The sequence below is a fragment of the Bariatricus sp. HCP28S3_A4 genome (assembly GCF_052066395.1).
Taxonomy (GTDB): domain Bacteria; phylum Bacillota; class Clostridia; order Lachnospirales; family Lachnospiraceae; genus Allocoprococcus.
In genome coordinates this window covers 18,666-40,389 of record NZ_JBQHSE010000026.1, presented here as the reverse complement: position 1 = coordinate 40,389, position 21,724 = coordinate 18,666, and the positions used below count along the sequence as shown (strand labels likewise).

At 44.5% G+C, this 21,724-nt stretch carries 22 protein-coding genes; 5 read left to right on the top strand and 17 right to left on the bottom strand.

From position 1 onward, the window contains the following. Positions 1-165 precede the first annotated feature (165 nt). The 5 genes from metG to ACTNBF_RS12535 form a co-directional block, all read right to left on the bottom strand. Positions 166-2,070, bottom strand: coding sequence for a methionine--tRNA ligase (gene metG / locus ACTNBF_RS12555; protein WP_427808794.1), 1,905 nt, complete (start codon positions 2,068-2,070; stop codon positions 166-168). 58 nt (positions 2,071-2,128) lie between these two features. Beyond that, positions 2,129-2,377 carry a hypothetical protein gene (locus tag ACTNBF_RS12550; protein WP_441089392.1) on the bottom strand — a complete coding sequence of 83 codons (249 nt, stop codon included), beginning with the start codon at positions 2,375-2,377 and terminating at the stop codon, positions 2,129-2,131. Positions 2,378-2,539: 162 nt separating this feature from the next. Continuing rightward, positions 2,540-2,746, bottom strand: coding sequence for a type II toxin-antitoxin system HicA family toxin (locus tag ACTNBF_RS12545; RefSeq protein ID WP_441089391.1), 207 nt, complete (start codon positions 2,744-2,746; stop codon positions 2,540-2,542). Next, complete coding sequence (locus ACTNBF_RS12540; RefSeq protein ID WP_427820131.1) at positions 2,725-3,150, bottom strand: hypothetical protein; 426 nt, start codon at positions 3,148-3,150, stop codon at positions 2,725-2,727. The genes ACTNBF_RS12545 and ACTNBF_RS12540 overlap by 22 nt, the downstream gene beginning before the upstream one ends. Positions 3,151-3,326: 176 nt before the next feature. Further along, positions 3,327-3,809 carry a GNAT family N-acetyltransferase gene (locus ACTNBF_RS12535; protein ID WP_291817189.1) on the bottom strand — a complete coding sequence of 161 codons (483 nt, stop codon included), beginning with the start codon at positions 3,807-3,809 and terminating at the stop codon, positions 3,327-3,329. A 184-nt stretch (positions 3,810-3,993) separates the two neighbouring features. Here ACTNBF_RS12535 and ACTNBF_RS12530 point away from each other — a divergent pair, with 184 nt between their 5' ends. From ACTNBF_RS12530 to ACTNBF_RS12515, 4 genes are all read left to right on the top strand, one after another. Continuing rightward, a complete protein-coding gene (locus ACTNBF_RS12530; protein ID WP_291817187.1) occupies positions 3,994-4,353 on the top strand; it encodes a BlaI/MecI/CopY family transcriptional regulator in 360 nt (119 codons plus the stop codon). Positions 4,354-4,355: 2 nt separating this feature from the next. Further along, positions 4,356-6,902 carry a M56 family metallopeptidase gene (locus ACTNBF_RS12525; RefSeq protein WP_291817185.1) on the top strand — a complete coding sequence of 849 codons (2,547 nt, stop codon included), beginning with the start codon at positions 4,356-4,358 and terminating at the stop codon, positions 6,900-6,902. Between the two features lie 62 nt (positions 6,903-6,964). Next, complete coding sequence (locus tag ACTNBF_RS12520) at positions 6,965-7,147, top strand: hypothetical protein (protein WP_291817183.1); 183 nt, start codon at positions 6,965-6,967, stop codon at positions 7,145-7,147. A 13-nt stretch (positions 7,148-7,160) separates the two neighbouring features. After that, positions 7,161-7,418 carry a spore coat protein gene (locus ACTNBF_RS12515; RefSeq protein WP_291817180.1) on the top strand — a complete coding sequence of 86 codons (258 nt, stop codon included), beginning with the start codon at positions 7,161-7,163 and terminating at the stop codon, positions 7,416-7,418. A gap of 55 nt (positions 7,419-7,473) precedes the next feature. On the opposite strand, the gene ACTNBF_RS12510 is transcribed toward ACTNBF_RS12515, so the two are convergent. After that, positions 7,474-7,776 (bottom strand): hypothetical protein, encoded by a 303-nt coding sequence (locus ACTNBF_RS12510; RefSeq protein ID WP_427820128.1) that lies wholly within the window; start codon positions 7,774-7,776, stop codon positions 7,474-7,476. A 26-nt stretch (positions 7,777-7,802) separates the two neighbouring features. Further along, entirely contained in the window at positions 7,803-8,201 is a 399-nt protein-coding gene (locus ACTNBF_RS12505; protein ID WP_291817176.1) for a DUF6483 family protein, read from the bottom strand. Positions 8,202-8,388: 187 nt separating this feature from the next. Here ACTNBF_RS12505 and ACTNBF_RS12500 point away from each other — a divergent pair, with 187 nt between their 5' ends. Beyond that, positions 8,389-8,718: a hypothetical protein gene (locus ACTNBF_RS12500; protein ID WP_441089390.1), complete on the top strand. Its 330-nt coding sequence runs from the start codon at positions 8,389-8,391 to the stop codon at positions 8,716-8,718. An 83-nt stretch (positions 8,719-8,801) separates the two neighbouring features. On the opposite strand, the gene ACTNBF_RS12495 is transcribed toward ACTNBF_RS12500, so the two are convergent. The 10 genes from ACTNBF_RS12495 to ACTNBF_RS12450 all read right to left on the bottom strand — a co-directional run bounded on the left by ACTNBF_RS12495 (position 8,802) and on the right by ACTNBF_RS12450 (position 21,724). Further along, positions 8,802-9,467 (bottom strand): YczE/YyaS/YitT family protein, encoded by a 666-nt coding sequence (locus ACTNBF_RS12495; RefSeq protein WP_441089389.1) that lies wholly within the window; start codon positions 9,465-9,467, stop codon positions 8,802-8,804. Positions 9,468-9,472: 5 nt separating this feature from the next. Beyond that, the gene (locus tag ACTNBF_RS12490) at positions 9,473-11,701 is read right to left on the bottom strand and encodes an alpha-galactosidase (RefSeq protein WP_441089388.1); all 2,229 of its coding nucleotides are present in this window, start codon (positions 11,699-11,701) and stop codon (positions 9,473-9,475) included. 90 nt (positions 11,702-11,791) lie between these two features. Continuing rightward, positions 11,792-12,673 (bottom strand): AraC family transcriptional regulator, encoded by an 882-nt coding sequence (locus ACTNBF_RS12485; RefSeq protein WP_441049557.1) that lies wholly within the window; start codon positions 12,671-12,673, stop codon positions 11,792-11,794. Positions 12,674-12,680: 7 nt separating this feature from the next. Continuing rightward, positions 12,681-14,069 (bottom strand): MATE family efflux transporter, encoded by a 1,389-nt coding sequence (locus tag ACTNBF_RS12480; protein ID WP_441089396.1) that lies wholly within the window; start codon positions 14,067-14,069, stop codon positions 12,681-12,683. Positions 14,070-14,355: 286 nt separating this feature from the next. Next, on the bottom strand, positions 14,356-15,294 hold the full coding sequence (locus ACTNBF_RS12475; protein ID WP_441026014.1) for an LCP family protein: 939 nt from the start codon (positions 15,292-15,294) through the stop codon (positions 14,356-14,358). A 10-nt stretch (positions 15,295-15,304) separates the two neighbouring features. Next, on the bottom strand, positions 15,305-16,813 hold the full coding sequence (locus ACTNBF_RS12470) for a polysaccharide biosynthesis tyrosine autokinase (protein ID WP_441089387.1): 1,509 nt from the start codon (positions 16,811-16,813) through the stop codon (positions 15,305-15,307). Positions 16,814-16,818: 5 nt separating this feature from the next. Beyond that, the gene (locus ACTNBF_RS12465; RefSeq protein ID WP_441089386.1) at positions 16,819-18,270 is read right to left on the bottom strand and encodes a polysaccharide biosynthesis tyrosine autokinase; all 1,452 of its coding nucleotides are present in this window, start codon (positions 18,268-18,270) and stop codon (positions 16,819-16,821) included. A 1-nt stretch (position 18,271) separates the two neighbouring features. Next, a complete protein-coding gene (locus tag ACTNBF_RS12460) occupies positions 18,272-19,144 on the bottom strand; it encodes a hypothetical protein (RefSeq protein WP_441089385.1) in 873 nt (290 codons plus the stop codon). Between the two features lie 15 nt (positions 19,145-19,159). Next, on the bottom strand, positions 19,160-19,921 hold the full coding sequence (locus ACTNBF_RS12455; RefSeq protein ID WP_441089384.1) for a tyrosine-protein phosphatase: 762 nt from the start codon (positions 19,919-19,921) through the stop codon (positions 19,160-19,162). Between the two features lie 18 nt (positions 19,922-19,939). Continuing rightward, positions 19,940-21,724 carry an ABC transporter ATP-binding protein gene (locus tag ACTNBF_RS12450; RefSeq protein ID WP_441089383.1) on the bottom strand — a complete coding sequence of 595 codons (1,785 nt, stop codon included), beginning with the start codon at positions 21,722-21,724 and terminating at the stop codon, positions 19,940-19,942.

Here is a 21,724-nt window from a genome sequence, read left to right as displayed (position 1 = left end):
TCCTCAATGTAAATCATAAAAACGGGAATTCCCCATATTCCAAACTCAATGATAGTACTCCTGGTTTCAAGATAATACTTAGATTTATTTCTTCATTTTCGAGTTAGGGAGGACAGGTTCCTTGACTCACTCACAAGTGAGTCAAGGAACCTATCCCCAAAATTGCTAGCAGATTTCCGCTCCTGCCGGCATCGGTTTTTCCGGTGTCATCAGTGCCAGATTGCCGTCTGCATCTTCTGCGCAGAGCAGCATTCCTTCAGACAGAACGCCTGCCAGTTTTGCAGGTTTTAAGTTTACAAGTACCATTACTTTCTTTCCGACCATCTCTTCGGCAGTGTAATGTGCTTTGATCCCGGATACGATCTGTTTTACCTGGCTTCCGATCTTCACCTGAGAGCAGAGAAGTTTTTTGGATTTCTTTACTTCTTCGCAGGCAATGATCTCGCCAACCTGGAACTGCATTTTTCCGAAATCTTCAAATGTGATCTCCGGTTTTGCTTCGATATCGATCACATTTTCGTCTTCTTCTTTTTCTTCCTCAACCGGCGGATGAAGTTCTTCTACTTTGGCAAGGACTTCATTGATGTCCAGTCTCTGGAAGAGAATTTCCGGTTTCTCTACTACATGTCCGTCGCCGAGCTGAGCCAGGATCTTCTCAGAAGTTTCCGGCATGAAGGATTCGAGAAGGCGTGCGCCTGCGGAAATGCTCTGGATCAGATTCCAGAGTACGGTTTCCAGACGGTCTTTCTTCGCTTCATCTTTTGCCAGTGCCCACGGCATGGTTTCGTCAATGTATTTGTTGCAGCGTTTGAAGAGATTGAAGATCTCCGTCATGGCATCTGCCACACGCAGTTCATCCATCTTCTTTTCTACCAGAACCGGTGTATTTTCGGTCACTGCTTTCAGGTCTGCATCCACTTCTTCTGTCACACCTTTATTCGTTACGGTTCCGCCGAAGTATTTATTTGTCATGGAAACGGTACGATTTACCAGATTTCCAAGTGTATTTGCAAGGTCAGAATTGAGACGTTCTACCATCAGTTCCCATGAAATTACACCGTCATTTTCAAACGGCATCTCATGCAGAACAAAGTAACGTACCGCATCCACTCCAAAGAAATCTACCAGTTCATCCGCATACAGAACATTTCCTTTGGATTTGCTCATCTTGCCGTCGCCCTGCAGAAGCCACGGATGTCCGAATACCTGCTTCGGAAGCGGAAGTCCCAGAGCCATCAGGAATATCGGCCAGTAAATGGTATGGAAACGGATGATATCCTTTCCGATCAGATGAAGGTCTGCCGGCCAGTTCTTGTTGAATAATTCTTCGCTTTCACCGTCACAATGATAACCGATACCGGTGATGTAGTTTGTCAGCGCATCCAGCCATACATAAGTGACATGCTTCGGATCAAAGTCTACCGGAATGCCCCATTTGAAGGATGTTCTGGATACACAAAGATCCTGAAGTCCCGGAAGCAGGAAGTTGTTCATCATCTCATTCTTTCTGGATACCGGCTGGATAAACTCCGGATGTGTGTTGATGTAATCGATCAATCTATCCGCATATTTGCTCATCTTGAAGAAATATGCCTCTTCTTTTGCCGGCTGTACAGGGCGTCCGCAGTCCGGGCATTTGCCGTCTACAAGCTGTGACTCTGTAAAGAAAGATTCACACGGCGTACAGTACATTCCTTCGTAATATCCTTTGTAAATGTCGCCCTGATCGTACAGTTTCTTGAAGATCTTCTGTACTTCTTTCTCATGATAATCATCGGTTGTACGGATAAATTTGTCATAGGAAGTATTCATCAAATCCCAGATCCGCTTGATCTCTCCGGCTACGTTATCCACATATTCCTTTGGTGTGATTCCGGCCTCTTCTGCTTTGAGCTCTATCTTCTGTCCATGTTCATCTGTTCCGGTCTGGAAGAAGACATCGTATCCCTGACTTCTCTTGTAACGTGCGATAGCATCTGCAAGCACGATTTCATAAGTGTTTCCAATATGCGGTTTGCCTGATGTGTAGGCAATCGCAGTTGTAATGTAATATTTTGGTTTATCTGCCATTTTGATTCCCTCTCTTTATAAAAAAATCCCGTCTTCCTAAAAATAAGAAGACGGGTTATTACCGTGTTACCACTTCTACTTCACTCTCACCCTCACGGATCAGAGTCTCTGTAAGTGCATCTGCACTCATCCGCTGTAACGGGCGGAACCCATCGCAGCCTTGCAGGGAAAATGGAATCACCTTTCTTCCTGTTCGGTGCGCTGCTCGGAAGCCATGTTCGGCTGATCTTTCTCCATCCCTCTCAGCATACGGGATTTCTCTGTAGAAGTCCAAAAAGCTTACTCTCTTCGTCATTGCTTTTGTCATATTTTGTTCGACTATCTCTTTCTGTCTTTGAAAATCGTATCATATTCATGAAGGGATTGTCAAGACTATGAGTGGATTTGTAGTATGTTCCGACCATATATGACTCATGTACGCTGTTGGCACGTAGCCAGCAGTAAATGCTGGCTACTGTGTGAACAGTAACTATATATGTTCATTGAAATATTCTTGTGTCACTTTTAATTGTTTCTTCAATATTTCCTTCCACATTCTTGTATGTATCTCTCCTGAACCTTTAGAAACTTTCGTCATCCTGATGCTTCCGTCATCGTCTATCTTCCGATAAAAATAATGATCCGTATCTTTGCCATCACGCTCACAAAATCTCTTTAGCTCTTTCCATCTCGGCATTCAATACTCTCCCCTATCTTCTTGGGATCATCCATAATAAGTGCTTTGAAGATATACGGCACATGTCCTTTTCTGTTTGGACTACGTGAATACAACGCATAATCATCATAATACTCTGCCGAATACTCTAAGATAGACTTTCCCAGCAATTCTCGTGCCTCTGGTTCCGTGCACCCATTTTCAATTAAATCAATTTCATTTAAGGATAACGTGACTGTGCCATCCTCTTCCACAAATCTATCTGCAGTAAAATGATACGCTTCCAGAATTTCAGACATCGTTTCCAGATTTGAGAACCACATCTTATCCCTGGTCCGCTTAATAAATTTCGGTTTATCATGAATCACGCTGTCGCAGACAGAACTCCATTCTTTTCTTACTGTTGTTGCCTGTTCCATTAACATATCCATCATCTCCTTATATACCTCCATTATAACAATTTGCGTACACAATGTCAATATTGTACAAAATGTACATTTATTATATGAAAGTATAAACAAAAAAATTCCACTATTTTTGGCTGATATTTGCAAACTTCAAAAGAAAAACCATTTATCTTTCACATAACAGCACTTCCCCATCAAAATTCCAACCGCATCTGGTACCACACCACATTCCCATGTACCGATTCTGACACACCTTCATTCACAAACCCAAACTTGGCATAATAATGAATCAGTTTATCCTTACAAGTAAGCACCACGCCTTTTCTTCCCTGTTCTCTGGCATCTGCAATTACCTGCCTGAGAAGCTTTTCGGCACATCCCTGTCTCCGGTACGACGGAATCGTATTGACTCCGAAGATCATCTGCCATTTTCCGTCTTCCTTGTGCAGCGATGCATTTTCATACATCTCATCTGCCAGGTCCGGTTCATCGGTCACCATTCCGTTAACAAATCCCACCAGTGTATCCCCGTCAAAAAGAAGCCAGAAATAATCCGGGTAAACAGTAAGTCTTCCTTCAAAATCTTTTTCCGTAGCCGCTTCCGCCGCCGGGAAACATTCTGCTTCTACAGCTGTGATTGCTTTCAAATCTTCTATTGTTGCTTTTCTGATCTTCATATATACTACCTCATTTCTCTTTCATGATCGACATTCTTCCTTCAAGATAATACCTTCTTTTCGCATGCGATACAAGTTTTTCCTCATAAAATCCTCTTCTCTATTGACATATTAAGTCTATTATTATAGACTAAAAGAAAAGCAAGTCTATTCTCATAGACCATTTTGTAAAGGGGGTTTTAAAATGGATTTAAAATTATGTGACAGTGAATATCGTTTTATGCTTCTGGTGTGGGAGACTGAGCCGGTGCGTTCCGGTGATCTGGTGAAGCTCAGTCATGACCGGCTTGGCTGGAAGAAGTCGACCACCTATACAGTCATCAAAAAGCTCGCAGAGAGAGGGTTCTTAAAAAATGAAGATACCATCGTTTCCTCGCTGGTTCCGAAGGAAAAATGTCAGGCTGTGGAGTCCGATTATTTTGTAGAACGGACTTTTGAAGGTTCCCTGCCGGGGTTCATTGCCGCCTTTCTGGGTGGCAAGACGATTTCGGAGAAAGAAGCGGAGGAAATCAAACGCATGATTGACGAACATAAGGAGGGATGATTATGAATCTGATCCGGGAAATATTCCTTACAATTTGCAATATGTCTTTCACAGCAGGCATTGTGATTCTCCTCGTACTGCTTGCAAGACAGCTTCTTCGGAAATCACCGAAAATATTCTCTTATATGCTGTGGGGAATCATTGCGTTTCGCCTGATCTGCCCGTTCTCATTTTCCAGCCGATACAGTCTGTTCAGTCTGGATCTGTTAAGCAGGCATATCTCCTCCGGGAATCAGATGATCTGGGACACCACAGACGATCTGCAATCTCCTAATGTTATCTATAACGGCAATACGGCGGGTAACACGAGTTCAGGAGGCACACCATCTGATATCTCCGAGGCAGTCGATGTTTCAAAGCAGACCTCAGCAGAGAAAGCAGCAAGTCAATCCGAAACCAACCGGCAGCCTTCCGGTTCAGGCGATACAAATGCCGGATCCACAGTAACTGCCGGTTCTTTCCCCTCTTCTGCTGCTTCGCCTGATTCCGAAAGATCAGCAGAATCTTTGCAGGGAATTTTTACCGTTACCGATATCATGATTGGAATCTGGATTTCCGGTATCCTGCTGTTCCTTACTTATCAGGCGCTTTCCGTCAGACGGCTGAAAAAGACGGTTGCCACCGCCGTAAAATACGAAGATGATATCTATGAATGTGACAGCATTTCCGTCCCTTTTGTTATGGGATTCCTGCGTCCGAAGATCTATCTTCCTTTCCGTCTGAGTGAGACGGAGCACCAATGTATCCTTTTGCATGAGCGATACCATATTCGCCGCCACGATCATCAGGTGAAGGTGCTTGCCATCCTTCTTCTTGGTGTATACTGGTTCAATCCTCTGGTATGGATCGCCTATTATTTCATGTGCCGCGATATGGAGATGAGCTGTGATGAGCATGTTCTTCTGAACACGGAAGCGGATTTCCGTGAACCATACAGCCGCACGCTTCTCGGATTTGCCGCAGGCAGAAAGTACCATACTGCCGGAGCTTTGGCATTCGGCGAAACTTCTGTTAAAAGCCGTATCAAAAATATACTGTATTTTAAGTCTCCGGGAAAACCGGTAATCGCCGTCAGTATTGTAATTTGTCTTCTTACTGCTCTGCTGGGATGTGGGAATGTTCTGAATCAGAGCTCTATGCGCAATAAGTCAGGCGCCGCTACAGTTTCGTCCGACGGAACTGAATATGAATACCGGGTTTCTTCTGACATCAAAAGTATGCTTCTATATCAGGAATGCTATACTGACGGAGAATTGACCGGATATCAGATCCTGCAGCATGTAGATTTCACAGAAAATGGGCTGCCGCGCAAAGGAAATTTCACCGTAAAACGGGATTTCAACTACCCGGACGCTTCCCAGCGGAATGCTCTTTTCTCCGTAAATTTCGAAAATACCCAGGCTGATTTCAGCGTTTCCAATGCCATCCATTTCTTCGGAATGGCGGAGAATTATTATTTGGCGAACACCTCCGCTTGGGCTGATATTGTTCCCGATAAGGAGATCGTCCTTGCAGCATGGCATTTTGACGACGGCGAAGGTGTATCTGCTATTTCCTGCAGTGAATACATGGATAAGGCCAGGAAAACGGAACTCCTTTCACAAAACAGCGGAGACATCCTGTACTACCTTGTTTTTTCCCGGAAAACAAGTGATGAACTTCTGGAGGCATATTCTGTTTCTGAGCGTGCAAAAGAATTGTATCAGTCAAAAAATCCCTATTTAGGCGATGTCGTGGCTGATGAAACTATTTTGCAGCTTATAAATATCTCTTCTTTTGGAGAATATACTTTAAAGCTGAATACTAAGGAAACCGACTATGGTATTACAATAAACTTTGCAGAATCTCCCCGCAATGAGTATACCGCCTATAGCGATATGCTGAAAAAAGCCGCACTTTTTCTGATACTAACCGATAATGCCGAATATGTTGAGTGGACATACCCTGCCCCGGACGGGACCGAAATGAGGAGGTTTAGATGTACTGCCGAAAATCTGGAACAGATTCTTCAAATAGAAGATATCAAAAGCTTTTCCTCATCGGAGGCGGATCTGCAAATATTCTTAACCGAATATTTACAGGCAATACGTCAATATTACGAACCGGCTGCAAATTTCGGAGAAAAATCAGAAAGTCCGGACGGCACATTATATCAATACACCAGATATATAATCGGAAAGCGAAATGGTGAAACAACCGACAACATTTACAAGATCCTCACAAATGAAGAAGCTGTAACCATGTCGGACGTCGAAGAAGCACTTCTGGCAGGCGGGAAAAGTGAAAAACTGTACATACTGAAGGAAAGCAGTTCCCAGGAAGATGCAGAATCTTCCACCTCCGGATCCGATGGATTTCTTGCACCTGACGGACGCGTTTATAAATATAAAGCGCTGTTTACAGGACGCCATCCAAACGCAGCCTCCGACAGCACTTATCTGGTATATGCAAATGACGCGGATCTTACATTTGACGATATAACGAACTATATCTTTGGAAGTACCTATCCCAAGGAAAGGCAAATGTATATCATTCCCCAGCCAGAATAAAAAGGATATTTCTAAGCCATACTAAGTCCGTAACACGAAATGTACAAAAGGAGGATGATACTATGTCTGATATTTCGATTCTGGACTTACAAAATCTGCGTCACCTGATCGGCGGTTTTGAAACCTGCCACTGCAAAATGACGGATTATGCATCCCAGTCACAGGATCCTGAAGTAAAAAAGATTTTTCAGGATGCAGCGGATTCTGCCATGAAAAATAAGCAGGAATTGATGAAATTTTTATAGGAGGCACAGAGAAATGGACGAAAAGACGATGGTTACCGATACTCTGGTAGGAGTCAACGGGGAATTGAAAATGTTTGCGGATTATATTACCCAGACAGAAAACAAAGAACTGAAACAATGTCTGAAGCAGATGCGAAATCAGACTGAAATGTCTCAGGAAAAACTTTATCAGGTTGCCCGGGAGAAAAGTTATTACGTTCCGGCAGCCAAAGCGACTCAGGAAGAGGTTGAACATGTTAAATCCATCCTGACTCAGCCGCAAATGAAATAATCCTCAGAATTGCATGGGCTGTCTACCTGGCAGCCCATACATTCTGCCTTCATGATCACGGCATATACCAGTAAGAATTGAACTGATACAAATAAGTTCTTGCCCCTCTCGGCATCTGTGTTAACGCATTGAAAACATTATAATAATCTCCCGCTCCCATTCCCAGACAAAGTGCCCCCAATGTTCCCAGAAATAAAAAAAACAATCCCACAGTTATCACAAGAGCTATGACATTTGCAACAATCCCCAAAGTCTTTGCATCATCAAATTCCTTAAATTTCACCGCGCCCGGCTTGTGTTCGCCATGTGGAAGCGTATTTACATCTCCGTTATATTTTCCTTTGTAGATCAGTTTCATTTTCATTCCTCCTACTCTTTGCCCCTCTATATATGGTTCTGCAGCAATACTTCTACAACATCTTTATATCCACAGTGAAGAGCAATCTGCTTCAAACCATCCAACGCCTCTTCCATCGAGTAATTATATTTCTCCAGAAATGCATCCCCTTTTTCAGCAATATACTCGTAAAAGAATACTGCCGCTGCCACTTCATCCTTATCATGATAATCCAGCGTTTCCAAAAGCATATTCTCCGCCTCATTGATTTTTCCGGCATCAATCAACTGCTTCCATTTCTCCGGTTTTGCTCCGGAAACTCCGTATTTATTCTCCTTGTCAAGTTCCACCTGTACATACTGTTTTCCTAATACTAAACTGGATAAAATGGCGACCATCTCTTTGATAATCCGCATAATATAGTCTTTCTCATCTTCAAACTGCATACTTTTCTCCTTTATTCAAGCATAACCCTATATGTAAAATATATCTTACATTTTCAAGAATACACAGTTATGTCCGTATTATCAAGTGTATTTTACATTTTATACTTTTTTAATTTGCCTGGTCTGCGGCCTTATGTTATACTTTCTACACTTGGAAACATTGATTGGTAAAATTATCGCTGTTTTCTTGTATCGGCTGAATGTACCACGCAAGGAAGTAGAATCATTTACCGATCTGATTACACGGAGGGATTTTGATATGTTATTTGACAGTTTTGAAGCTTATGATGTTCAGGAAACACGTCGGATCAGTAAGGAAGAGGGGCGCATGGAAGGTCATATGGAAATCCTTGTTCCACAAATCTGCAAAAAACTCAAAAAGCAACTGCCCCCTACAGAAATTGCTGATCTGCTGGAAGAAGATATTCAAACGATTCAACGGATCTGTGATGTATCTGAAAAATATGCACCGGAATACGATACCAATAAAATCATCGCAGAACTCCTCGACTTATAATGAGCCCTATTTAATAAAAAACATCATCGGTGCACAGACAAATTACCCGCCGCACCGATGATGTTATAATTTCCAGCAATTTACTATAAATCCACAACCTTCTCAATCCGCTTCCTGAAGAACTGGATCAACGGCCCGTTCAGCAATGCATTTGCAATCGTTCCAATCCCCACGATCAGCCACACATTATTACCTGCCGCCAGGCAAAATGCGACTCCGATCACAATGACTGTAATATCGGAAGCTACTCTGGCAAATTGAAAAGGCACTTTCCCTTTGGTCAGCTTCTCAATGATCAGAGCCACACTGTCATACGGAGAGAGTCCCATATCGGCGATCATATAAAGCGCCACACCGAGTGAGGCAAACAGCGTTCCCAGACACAAGGCCAGTATCCGAAGCGGAAGTGTCATTTCCACTTTCAGTACATCCAGCACTACCCAGCACAAAAAGTCTGCCGTATAGCCTACGCCTACCATATTAATAACCGTTCCCGGTCCGATCAAATGACGTACAGTAAAAAATACTACAACCAAAATTAATATATTCGCCACAAGCTGCCAGTTTCCAAAGGACCATCCGATAAAACCGCTGATTCCAAGATTCATCCCACTAAACGGATCTACTCCAAATTCACTCAGGCGATAGCAGGTCACACATATTCCGATCAAAAGAATTCCCAGCAGCATGAACGCAGCCCTCATTCCAGTTACGCCCTTTGCCTTTTCTTTTTTTTCTTCTTTCTTCATTTCTATTATTCCTTTGCCTTTAACACATAGATTCTGGAATCAAAGTCTGTACATGGCGTTTTACCGGACAGAATTTCTCCTGCCGTCACATCGGAAGTGAGAAGGCCCAGATTCATCAGCTCATCTCCATAATTATCCGTACCGTTTTCCACATTTTCATACAAAGTATCTTCCAGCAGTCCCCGGAGCTGTATCCGGGTATATGGCATATTGACTCCATTAAGTACACGATACCATCCCACCAGAGATGTTTTCTTATCCTCGCTTACCACCTGCCAGATCGTCTCATTGTTCTCAAACGGACTCTTCAGGCGATAGAAGGTACCGAACTGTATGATTTCTCTGTATTCCTTCATAAAACTTATCTGCGACTTCACCTGCTCGATTTCTTCATCTGTCAGTTTGTTCAGATCCAGTTCGTAGCCAAATGTTCCAAAGTATGCTACATTTGCCCGTGTATGAAGTGGCGTATTTCGGAATACCTGATGATTCGGAGTCACAGAAACATGGGCGCCGATACTGCTGATCGGGTAGCACATGGATGTGCCGTACTGAATTTTCAGTCGTTCCACGGCGTCTGAGTCATCGCTTGCCCATCCCTGCGGGGCATAATACAGGATTCCCGGGTCGAATCGTCCTCCTCCGCTTGCACAGGACTCAAACAGAACTTCAGGAAAGTTACTCGTAAGTCTCTCATACAAGTCATACACTCCCAGAATGTACCGATGGAACACTTCTCCCTGGCGGTCCGCCGGAAGTGCTGCCGAATAACACTCCGTAATGCTGCGGTTCATATCCCATTTGATATAAGAGATGCGCGCTTCCGCAAGCAGCTTCGCCATCATTTCGTAAATGCAGTCCACTACTTCTTTTCGTGAAAAATCCAGCACATACTGATATCTTCCGTGGGAAACACTGCGTCCCGGCGTCTGAAGAATCCAGTCCGGATGTAAGCGATACAGATCGGAATCCTTGTTCACCATCTCAGGTTCAAACCAAAGTCCAAACTTCATACCCAACGCTTCAATCCGCTCTGCCAATCCTTTGATTCCTCTCGGAAGACGTTTCTTATTCGCGTACCAGTCTCCAAGGCCTGCGCGGTCACTGCTTCTTTCTCCAAACCAGCCGTCGTCGAGTACAAATAGTTCCACACCGCACTCTTTCGCTTTAGAAGCGATCTCCACCAGCCTGTCCTCGGTAAAATCAAAATACGTCGCTTCCCAGTTATTATTTAAAATCGGTCTTACCCGGTCTCTCCAGTATCCTCTGGCAAGTCGGGAGCGGTACAGCCTGTGAAATGCCTGACTCATGCCATTCAGCCCTTCATTCGAATAAACCATAACCGCCTCCGGTGTCTGGAAATGTTCCCCTATATCCAGTTTCCAGTCAAACCCTGCCGGATTGATCCCCGCCGTGACTCTTGTCACATCATGCGTGTCCACTTCCGCCTGCATCCGGAAATTGCCGCTGTATACCAGACTGAAGCCGATAGCTTCCCCCTGATGTTCCGTCGTATGCGGGCGCTTCAGCACAAGAAACGGATTATGCTCATGAGATGAATTGCCACGTCTGCTGTCCACAGCCTGAATTCCCTGTTCCAGCACGCGCGTCTTAACATATCTTTCTCTCGCCCATGCTCCGGAGAGCTGCAGCCATACATAATCCTTATCCGGCAGATCCAGACTCAGGCTCATGGCCGTGAGAAGGTGAACCGGAGCTTCTCCTTCATTTACAAACCGTGCACTCCTTGCGATCACTCCGTCCTTTTCGAATATCGTGTAAAGAAGTTCTAACTTTACTCCGGTCAATTCATCTTTCAAAATAACCGTCAGGGTCTGTGCCTCATCATCTGATTCCGTATACGTTGCCGGAAGCCCTTCGAGGCGCGGTTTTCCGCCATTGATCGTATGCCCGGCATACCGGAAATCTGAAAGACGGCTTCCGTTTTCCTGCAAAATCTCCACCGCCGGATGGCGATAGTCGGTCGTTCCGTACACCGGATACTCCTGTTTCAAATGCTCCAGTGAAAAGGTCCGATCCCCCTCATAAATATAAGAAGCCATTGGTCTGGGTGCTTTTTCAATCAAATAAGAGAAATCCTCTTTGTCACGAATCCGTTTCCCATAGTAAAGCTGTCCTAAATGGCCATTTTCCAACACACACATCAGATAACTGATCTGCTGATTATATAAGTGAAAGATTCTGCTTTTTTCATGATAAATAATTGCTGCCATCTTCGTTCCTCCTTTGAATTTCTGATAACAAGTATATCGCTCCTCAAAGGCTTGCGTTAGTTCTTTTTGTCAGCAAAAACATATCAAATGTTAGTTTTTTCCGGTTCCCGGGCTCTTCTGATTCATGAGCAGACGATCTTTCGCTGCCTGCCGGTTCGTCTTACGAAATTCTGTCGGAGTCATCCCGGTCTCCTGCTTAAAATTCTTTGTAAAAACCAGCGTGCTGTGATATCCACAGGCAACAGCGATATTTTCCACCGATTCTTCCGTAAGAATCAACTGTTCTCTCGCTCTGGATATCCGGAATTTTGTCAGGAACTCCTTGGGCGACAGCTGCAGCTTATTTTTGAATAACGTATAAAGATAACTTCGATTTACTCCCAGATAGCCTGCCAGTTCTTCTACCGTAAGTCCTGCCGCGTAATGATTCCGGATATAAGTCACCGCTTCTTGAATATAACGATTCTCTTTATTCTCTTCCATTAATTCCTCTATCACCACATCGGATGCCAGAACCGAGAACAACTCGTATAACTTTCCCTGCAGATAATACAGATCTGAAACTGTTGATCTGGTATGCTTCATCATATCCATCACAATTTCATTCAGCTTCTCCCCGTCCGCGCACCGGAAAATTCGCTGTTGACTGTTCAGTCCAATGTCCTGTATAAATTTTTTTGCACCGGTTCCACCTACTCCAACCCAGAGATAGCTCCAGGGTTCTTCCTGATCGGCCTGATAGAAGGTCAGTTCCTCCGGCTCGATGAGAAATCCCTGTCCCTTTGACAATTTGTATTTCTTTTCTCCCACCTGGTAAATACCTTTGCCATCCATAATATAGTGAATAATATAATTCGGACGACTTGCAGGACCATAACTGTGCAAGGGTTCACACTGTGCAAAACCACAGAAACAAAGGTGAAATTCCTTGAACTTCGGTTCTAAAAGTTGTAATACATATGAATCTTCCATCGTATACTTATTCCTCTTGCCTCTTAAGCTCCAAAAGTTTCAATTCCTTCAGTTCTCTCAGTGTAAAGAAACCGCACACAATCGCAGCCGCCGCATCGGCAATCGGTCCCGCATACATGACTCCGTCGATTCCCATGAATATAGGGAAAATGATAATGAGCGGGAGCAAAAACAGAATCTGTCTTGTCAGCGACATAAACACACCCAATTTTGATTTCCCGATGGAATTAAAGAAATTGGACGTAACCGGCTGGATTCCATTGATCAGCGTCAGGAACATAAAAATACGAAAATACCGTTCTGAAAACTGGAAATATAGCTCACTTCCCTTCCCAAATACAGAAATGATCTGTCTCGGGAACACCTGGAAGCAGAAAAATGCAATACCCGAAAGCACCGTTGCCGTTCCCACTGCAAGAAGATAAGTCTTCCGTACACGATTGTATTTCTTCGCCCCGTAATTGTAACCGATGATCGGCTGTACCCCCTGGGAGATTCCGATGATAAACGACATAAAGATCATATTTACCTTCGATATGATTCCCGCACATGCAAGCGGAATATCACTTCCATAAACGGAACATGCCCCATAATACGCAAGCGTGTTGTTCATCACGATCTGCACAACTGCCATAGCTATCTGATTGAAGCATGCACTCATTCCCAGCTTGAAAATATTCAGACAGCGGATTTTCTTCATCCGGAAACAGCCCTTCTCCAGACGAATATTCCTAAAACGAAACATATAGCGGAGACTGATCGTAAATGACAGGATCTGTCCCATAATAGTCGCAAGCGCAGCACCAGACATTCCCATGTGGAATGCAAAGATAAAAATCGGGTCCAGAATCGTATTCACAATTGCCCCGGCAAGCATAGACATCATCGAATAATTCGGACTGCCATCCGCCAGAATCAGTTTACTCATACCGGTGTTTGCAATCAGAAATGGAAATCCAATTGCCACAATCCTGGTGTACTCCTCCGCATACGGCAGTACATCGCTGGTCGCACCGAAAAACTTCAGCATCGGAGTCAGAAACAGTAAGACAACCGCAAGCAGACAGATCCCGAAGATTCCCATCAGAGCGATAGCATTCCCGGCATATCCGGCGGATTCCTTTTCCTCCCCTTCCCCCAGTTTCAAAGAGAAATTCGTTGCACCTCCGATTCCGATCAAAAGGGAAATCGCTGTGCATGTCGTCGACAGAGGAAATGCAATATTCGTCGCCGCATTTCCAAGCATCCCTACACCCTGACCAATAAAAATCTGATCCACAATATTATATAACGCTGTGACCAGCATGGATATAATGCACGGAATTGCAAAATTCACCAATAGCTTTGACTCTTTTTCAAAGCCAAGCGGATTGTGCTGATCCTCCATATTCTGCATAGAATGCTGTCCCATTGCTCTGCCTCCTTATATTTTTTCTTCCGTTTGTTCCCCTGTAATTTGTACACGAAATCATGATACACCTTTTTTTTCTTCTCTGTCAACAAGGGACATGTGCGTCCCTGGCACGTAACCGGAAGAAATGCCGGCTGCTGTATGAACAGTAATCGGAAGTCACTTCAGGCTACTATGCGAAAAAACCGCATCATTTCCAATAATGCCTTACTTGATACCTTACCGGAAATGATGCGGTTTTCTATTTTTATACTGCGAACTGCTCCCCACCTTAATACAACAATTCATTCAAATATTTTTTGTTTGCCTCAATATCGATTTCCAGCACGTCCATTCCTTCATAGGTAACCGGCTGGTATGCCCCCTCTGTCGGCATGCTTGCCTGCTGCATCCTCAGATTGTCGATCGCCAGTACTTGTTTTGCCAAATCATAAATCTCCGTCACGCTCATGTTTGTTTTCACATGATTCATGCAGTAATTGATCAGAGGCAGGATGGCGGAAGCATCTTTCTCCGCCATAATCTGGCGGTAGATTCCGTACATAACGCTTCTCTGTCGTCTGGTCCGTTCAAAATCGCTTCCAAGTGTACGATTGCGTGCATGGGCCAAAGCCTGCGATCCGGTTAATGTCATATCGCCGCTCTGTATATCCGGCATTCCGTTCTGACGGTAGTATTCTGCCTCTTCTTCCGTAATGAAAACTTTTACCCCGCCGATTTCATCAATAATACTGACCAGATTTTCAAAATCAATGGTTATATAATTCTGGATATCCAGGTCATAGGTCTTGTTGATCGTATTGATCGTCAGTCCGATTCCTCCATATGCATAAGTGTGTCCCAACCTGCTTTTCCCGTATCCGTCAATATCTACTAATGAGTCCCTCAGAAAAGACACGACCGTTGATTTATTCTTACTCTTATTGAACGATACAAGCATCATGCTGTCAGAACGTCCCATATCGGAATTCGGATCGCGGGAATCCGTACCAACTAAGAGAACATTGAAAACATCTTCGTCCTTTGGATCTTCCTGTGCTATTTTTACACTTTTTGCGGTTGGGTCCACCTGATCTTCCGGTACGATCGAGACAACATCCTGATAATATTTCCATGCGATTGATCCATATATTCCAACATTCAGTAATATAGCTGCCAATAACAATAACCCAAGAATTTTTCTTTTTCTATTTCTTCTGAAAAATCTCATCTGTCTCCTCCTACTCTTTAATGATTCGCCCGTATTGATCCTGTGTACCCTTCGGGGCATTTCCATAATGCCTGTATGAGTCCGACTCTTTTTTCACACCATACCGGCTGTAACCACTATAGCGTTTATAGCCGTAGCCATAACCGTAGCCATATCCGTAACCACGACCGCGGCTTTGGTTGTCCCCGTTAAAGGTGTAACCGATCAGGTGAATACCGCTCATTACAAGTGACTGGATCCCTTCCCGGATCTGCTGCATCTTGGTATGATCATATCGGATCACATAGAGCGCCGCATCCACATACCTTGCAAGAACCGCCGCATCGGCCAGAATACCGGATGGTGCTGTATCCAGTATAATAAGATCCGCCTGTTTTTTCAACGTACGAATCAGTGCTTCCATTCGTTTTGTTCCCAGCATCTTCGTGTTCTTTTCATCATTATTCCCACCGTACAGAATTTCAAGACTTCCCTTACCTGTTTCTACACGGATCAATGCATCATTCAGAGCAGTTTCTTTTTTCAAAACAGCGCCCAGCCCCGGATGCGTTTCCCGGTCATTCATCACTCCGGCGACGGATGGATTTCTCATATCACAATCAATCAGTATCACTTTCTTTCCCTGATTTGCAATGGAGATTGCCAGATTGACTGCAAGTGTTGTTTTGCCTTCCCCCGGTATGGAACTGGTAATCATGATTGATTTGAATTGATTCTCCTCCATATCTTTCATGACCTTGATCCGAAGCTTACGGATTGCTTCCACATATCCCTGCGAAATTCTTTCATTTAACAGACAAAGAGAATTATTGAAAGTCTTCTTTTTTCTCTTCTTAACCTGAATATACGGAATACTTCCGCAATCCATCAGATTGATTTGATTTTTCAATTCTTTCTTTGATTTCACAGTCCTTCTTGTAAGAACATAAAACGCCAGTATCGCAAATCCGAAGCCGGCACCCTTAAGTGCCCCTCGCTTATACGAGCCGCGGATCACTTCTTCTCTTCTTGTGTCAGACGGGATTCCCGTTTCGTCCAATACGGTCAGTTTCGTCTTTCCTACGACAAATTCTGCCACCTCCGGATAGTTCTTGAGGACAGACTGAAGCGTGTTATATGCCACCTGCGGATCACTCGACGTCACGGAAATGGTCAATAGATTCGTCCCCTCATCCGCCACCGCGCTGACCGTTCCGGGGATCTGCGTAAGCCCCATATCCTCCGCCACAACATCCGCGAGAACTCCACTGCTTAGAATATATGGGAAAATCTGTGCCATATCTTCTGCCGAACTTCCTGTAGAAGATGTAACCGATACCGTAGCCTCTGCCACATATTGCGAGACATAACTGGTACTTGTTGCAAAATACCCTCTTATCGCAAACACGACGGTCAATACAAGGATCAACCACCATAGTTTACGCAGCCCCTGACAAAAATCCACAAAAAGCGAAGTAATATCAATTTTTTCCAACTCTCTTCTTGATTCATTTTCAAATACTTCTTTATACTCTTCCATGTACCTTATTTCCTTCTATGATTATAGTGTCCGTAATATCCATACTCACCATATTTCCCATAATAGCGCCCGATCGTATTATCTGCCGCACCGGCAAAGGATTTCACACCGTTTAGAACAACTCCCAGAATTTTCGCGTGACCGTCACGGAATTCATCCAGAATATCATTTACATCTTCAGCCAGCATATAATTCTGCCTCACCACCATGAGCACGGCATCCGCATGCTGCGCCCACACCTGTGCATCTCCCAGAAGTCCTGCCGGCGGAGTGTCAATGATCACATAATCCGCACTCTTGCGGCATGCTTCCAGCAGGATGGGCAAGCGCTCTGAATAAAGCAGTTCTGTGGAAGAAGAGTAGCAATTTCTTCCGCCCAGAAAAAACAAACGCGGTCTGTCTCCCGTTATCAGAATATCCGACAAATGACCGGAACCTTTTAAGAACTCACCAAGCTCTTTCTGTTCTGTTTCCTTCTGATTGAAAATAAGAAACTGGGAAGGTCTGCGAATATCGCCATCTATCAGGATCACTTTCTTCCCCTGGTCCGCGAGACTGATGGCAAGATTCGCCGCCACCGTAGATTTTCCTTCATTCTCAGACACACTGGTCACGACCAGGGCTTTTCTCCCCTCTTTCGCCATCTGATATTCTACCTTCGCCGTCGCCTTTTTATAGCTTTCTACAAAGGCAAATCCAGAAAGCGGGTTATCAATCAGAACCGCCGCTTTTTTTCGGCTTAACACATCTCTTACAGTCTTATATTTATATTCGAAACTGATCGATCCAAGACTTCTTGCATCCAGCTTTTTCTCAATCTCATTTTCCTGCTTTACCGTATTGTGCATCACCGACAACAGCCCGAATAGCAGCGTACAGATCGCCGCACCTGCAAGAAACCCTTTCTTTGCCTGGGCACGCGCATCCAATGGATTCGCGGATGCGTACGGCATCTTCGGTTCCTCCAGAACGTTTAATACTGCATTCCCAACCGTGTAAATAGATACTTCAGTATAATGATCCATGATCGTGCGGATGATATCAATGGATTCTCTTGCGTTATCTGCCGTCACACTCAGGGTAAGCAGATTGGTTCCTTCCATAACGTCTGTCTGGATCTTCGCATCTACCTCTTCTATCCCCAGATTTTCACAGATGATCTTTTTCATCACATTGCTTTTCAGTGTTTTCTCCAAAACCTGTGCCATATTATAAGTCGCGCTTAAATTGCTGTAAGAATAATTGCTTTCTTTCGAACCGACCACGAAGGTTGCTGTCGAAGTGTATTCGGGAACATACTTTATATTTGCCGCAACATAGAACATCATCGCCCCCGCGAGCGCTCCCAGAATGATCGCCCACCAGTTACGAAGAAGATCCTGCACCAGAGTAAAAAGATCGATCCCCATATCGACAGCCCCCGCGATTTCTTCCCGTTGTCTTTCCTCTCTGCTCATTCTACTCTTCCTCCACAACTACAAATAGCTTCGTAACCGCTGTCGATGCATTTTCACCGGTGTAACTGTATTCTACCGTGTATACCCCGGGATTCGCATAGTCCACTTTCGAATCGATCCGAATGGCCTCCCTCGTCCCGGCCAGGAACTCTTCATCCTCTTCATACAGATATTCTGTCCCATTTTTCTCGATTCCTATAATCAAAGATTCCGGATCGATCATCTGATTTACTTTCGTGTATACAATATAATCTGAAAGAAGCGGATACTCTTTTCCGTTTTCCTCACGGTCATTTGCTTCCGTAACAGTCATCTCGATTTCCACTTGGCACACATCTCCGGCGCTATTGCTGACCTGCAGAGTCACCGGATAATCCCCCGTCAGGGAGCTGTAATAACTGTCATCCCAAATCGTTCGAATCTGACTGCTTAAATCTCCATCCAGGCAATCCTCCGCCGACAGTCCTTCCCGGATCGCCTGCTCAATCTCTTCTGAAGCGGTAAACCGGAACGGTTTTTTCATATAGATCTTTGGCGAAACATAATCGGTATATTCTACAGATCGTTCCAGTGTTCCGATATTATTGGCCTCATCAAAAACAACATACGTAACATTGCGCCTGCTATTGATAAAATGCGTCATGGCAGAGATTCGGATATATTCCGTAAGATCGCCATCTTTATCATCCTTTGCTGTTACACCTTTAAGCAGTGCGGCTTCTCCATCCTTCACGCTGACAGATACCGTGTCCTCTTCACATGTGATCACAGGCGGCGTATCATCGGCCATCATCTTCTCTTTCACCTGATATCCTATAAACAAAGCGAACGATACGGTAAATACCAGACATATCATCATTTGCAATCTTCTCATAATCAACTTCCTTATCTACACTTCATAATCAGAGAACGGGATCGGCTCCAGTCTCAGGATCGGCTGATTCTTGCAGATCCTTGCGGGATTATGCTGAAACAACAGATCCGCTATCTTCTTCGAATACTGCTCACAGACCACCTCGTACGCATCCTGAAGATATGGCGTTCTCCGAAACGGGCTGTGGGCATCACTTGCCACCACGGACACAAGATTGTGGGAAAGCATCTGCTGCGCACATCTTAGCGCATTTCTTCCAAATCTCCCGAGGATACTTCCTTTGTTAACCTGTATAATGTATCCTCTTTTGCGCCACTGATAGGCAATTTGCGGATAATCCTGTATAAATTCATACCTTTCTGCATGCGCAATGACCGGCCTTGCTCCAACCGCGCTTACCCGTTGCAGAAGAAGCGATGCGAAATCAGGATCCTCATCGAAAGCGAATTCCATCAATATGTATCGGCTCTGATTAAGCGGCATGACCTTATGATCCACAATCATCTCCGGCAGATCGTGCGTGGCATAAACTTCCACTCCCGGATAGAGTGTTAAGGGAATCCGCTCTTCCTTTAAAGCTCTGACACAATCCTGATACAGCCTGACATAGGCATCGCTGAAATAATTATCATAAAGTCCCGGAAGATTGCAATGCGGTGTCGCCACCATCGCCGTCACTCCACTTTCCACCGCCATTTTCGCCATCTCAAGTGTTTCATACATATCCTCCGCACCATCATCGATCCCCGGCAAAATATGACTATGTATATCTATCATCTTCTCATCCTTTACTCCTTAAAAATCAATCGCCATCTTACCGGCCTCTTCTTCCGAAAGCTCCGTGACCTTCGTCTCCATAACCCGGTACACTCTCTGGCACATATTCAGCACACTCGGCCTGTGCGTTGTGACGATGCAGGTTTTATTGGGCTTCTGACTGATAATATTCCGCAGCACCCGGCGTTCTGTCGTCACATCCAATGCGGATGTTGCCTCGTCCAGAAGCAGAATCGGCGCATCGCGAAGAACCGCTCTTGCGATTGCGATTCTCTGTGCCTGCCCCTCTGAAAATCCCCGTCCTCTCTCTCCGATTTTACTATGGATCGTATCCGGCATCTTCTCCACAAAATCCCAGGCACAGGACACTTTTAACGCCTCAATGATCTCCTCATCCGTCGCATCTTCTTTGACCATCCGCATATTCTCGGCAATCGTACCGGAAAGAATCGTATTTCCTTGCGGCACGTAGGCAAATAAATGCCTCGTCTCTGCATTCATCGCCACCTCCCGGCCATCCGCTCCGATCATCACAGCCTGTCCCTTCTCCGGCCGGATCAGTCCCAGGATCAGACGGATCATTGTCGTCTTTCCCTCTCCGGATGGGCCTACTAAGGCAACGATCTCTCCCGGATGGGCGTGAAAGGAAGAGTCTGTAATCACTCTGGTCCCTTCCACATAAGAGAAATCCACATCTCTCATCCGCACTTCAAATCCTGCTTCCGCTAAGCGATCCAGTTCATTACTCTCCGGAATATGAACTTCTTTCGGAAGCTGTGCCAGTTCCCGGATACGGTGTGCGGAAATCGAGCTGTTCAAAAATGCCGGAATAATCGAGATCACACTGTTAAATGCAGAATTCAGGTTCCCCCTCTGCTGCAAAAACAGCGTCATCGTACCATAGGTAATATCATGGGTCCATAACCGGAACAAGCAGTACCCGAACGCTGCATACTGGACGATCATCCCCATAATCGACATGAAGATTCCCGTCTTGATTGAAAACATATTATATTCCAGGCTGACATCTTTAAACCTGCTTTGCCACATCCGCATCTTTTTCCCATATAAATTAGAAATCCCGAAAGATTTGATCGTATCAAAATTGTAGAACGTCTCCACTTCAAAGGTCATCAACTGACTGCTCATCTCTTTGACCTTTTTTGCATACTCCCGCTGCTTCTTTATCAGGAATTTTGACATCAGAAGCATGACCGGTGCACTCGCGAATGCCAGAAGAGACATGATTTTGTCGTAATGCCAGATCACAATGAATGTAGCCACAAAATTATAAATTGCAATTACGATAGACGGCAGCCAGCTAATTGCATTTCCACTCACCGTACTCACATCACTGTTAAAACGGTTCAGCACATCTCCGTTACTGTACTTGTTAATCTCAAGCCAGTCTGCATCGATGATTTTATCGAAGATATCTGCCTGAATATCGTTATTAATATAGATACTGAGCTTCGTGGAAATCCTGTTAATTATATTCGAAAAAGCCAGGCTGAAAATGGCACTTCCCACGGTAATCACAATCATGATCCACAGCTTATCGGTCTGGTACCCTGTAATGATGTCGATCATATATTTACTCGCCACACTGCTCACCAGCCCCATCGAGGTGCTGAAAATGCCGAGCAGCGTATAGAACACGATCGCTCCCTTGTATTTTTTACTGTAAGAGAAAATCCATTTCCAGTCGTCAATAATCTCGGAAAAGGTCCCGTCTTTCCATCTTCCTATCAGAATGTCCAGCGACTCAAACGAGATTCCCTTATTAGTTTGATTCTCTTCCAT

Coding starts and splice junctions, on each gene's coding strand:
- ACTNBF_RS12485 (WP_441049557.1), bottom strand. CDS start 12,673: ATGGAAGATTCATATGTATTACAACTTTTAGAACCGAAGTTCAAGGAA.
- ACTNBF_RS12535 (WP_291817189.1), bottom strand. CDS start 3,809: ATGAAGATCAGAAAAGCAACAATAGAAGATTTGAAAGCAATCACAGCT.
- ACTNBF_RS12545 (WP_441089391.1), bottom strand. CDS start 2,746: ATGCCGAGATGGAAAGAGCTAAAGAGATTTTGTGAGCGTGATGGCAAA.
- ACTNBF_RS12480 (WP_441089396.1), bottom strand. CDS start 14,069: ATGCAGAATATGGAGGATCAGCACAATCCGCTTGGCTTTGAAAAAGAG.
- ACTNBF_RS12515 (WP_291817180.1), top strand. CDS start 7,161: ATGGACGAAAAGACGATGGTTACCGATACTCTGGTAGGAGTCAACGGG.
- ACTNBF_RS12540 (WP_427820131.1), bottom strand. CDS start 3,150: ATGTTAATGGAACAGGCAACAACAGTAAGAAAAGAATGGAGTTCTGTC.
- ACTNBF_RS12520 (WP_291817183.1), top strand. CDS start 6,965: ATGTCTGATATTTCGATTCTGGACTTACAAAATCTGCGTCACCTGATC.
- metG (WP_427808794.1), bottom strand. CDS start 2,070: ATGGCAGATAAACCAAAATATTACATTACAACTGCGATTGCCTACACA.
- ACTNBF_RS12475 (WP_441026014.1), bottom strand. CDS start 15,294: ATGAGATTTTTCAGAAGAAATAGAAAAAGAAAAATTCTTGGGTTATTG.
- ACTNBF_RS12450 (WP_441089383.1), bottom strand. CDS start 21,724: ATGGAAGAGAATCAAACTAATAAGGGAATCTCGTTTGAGTCGCTGGAC.
- ACTNBF_RS12490 (WP_441089388.1), bottom strand. CDS start 11,701: ATGGCAGCAATTATTTATCATGAAAAAAGCAGAATCTTTCACTTATAT.
- ACTNBF_RS12460 (WP_441089385.1), bottom strand. CDS start 19,144: ATGAGAAGATTGCAAATGATGATATGTCTGGTATTTACCGTATCGTTC.
- ACTNBF_RS12495 (WP_441089389.1), bottom strand. CDS start 9,467: ATGAAGAAAGAAGAAAAAAAAGAAAAGGCAAAGGGCGTAACTGGAATG.
- ACTNBF_RS12455 (WP_441089384.1), bottom strand. CDS start 19,921: ATGATAGATATACATAGTCATATTTTGCCGGGGATCGATGATGGTGCG.
- ACTNBF_RS12510 (WP_427820128.1), bottom strand. CDS start 7,776: ATGAAACTGATCTACAAAGGAAAATATAACGGAGATGTAAATACGCTT.
- ACTNBF_RS12525 (WP_291817185.1), top strand. CDS start 4,356: ATGAATCTGATCCGGGAAATATTCCTTACAATTTGCAATATGTCTTTC.
- ACTNBF_RS12465 (WP_441089386.1), bottom strand. CDS start 18,270: ATGAGCAGAGAGGAAAGACAACGGGAAGAAATCGCGGGGGCTGTCGAT.
- ACTNBF_RS12470 (WP_441089387.1), bottom strand. CDS start 16,813: ATGGAAGAGTATAAAGAAGTATTTGAAAATGAATCAAGAAGAGAGTTG.
- ACTNBF_RS12550 (WP_441089392.1), bottom strand. CDS start 2,377: ATGACAAAAGCAATGACGAAGAGAGTAAGCTTTTTGGACTTCTACAGA.
- ACTNBF_RS12505 (WP_291817176.1), bottom strand. CDS start 8,201: ATGCAGTTTGAAGATGAGAAAGACTATATTATGCGGATTATCAAAGAG.
- ACTNBF_RS12530 (WP_291817187.1), top strand. CDS start 3,994: ATGGATTTAAAATTATGTGACAGTGAATATCGTTTTATGCTTCTGGTG.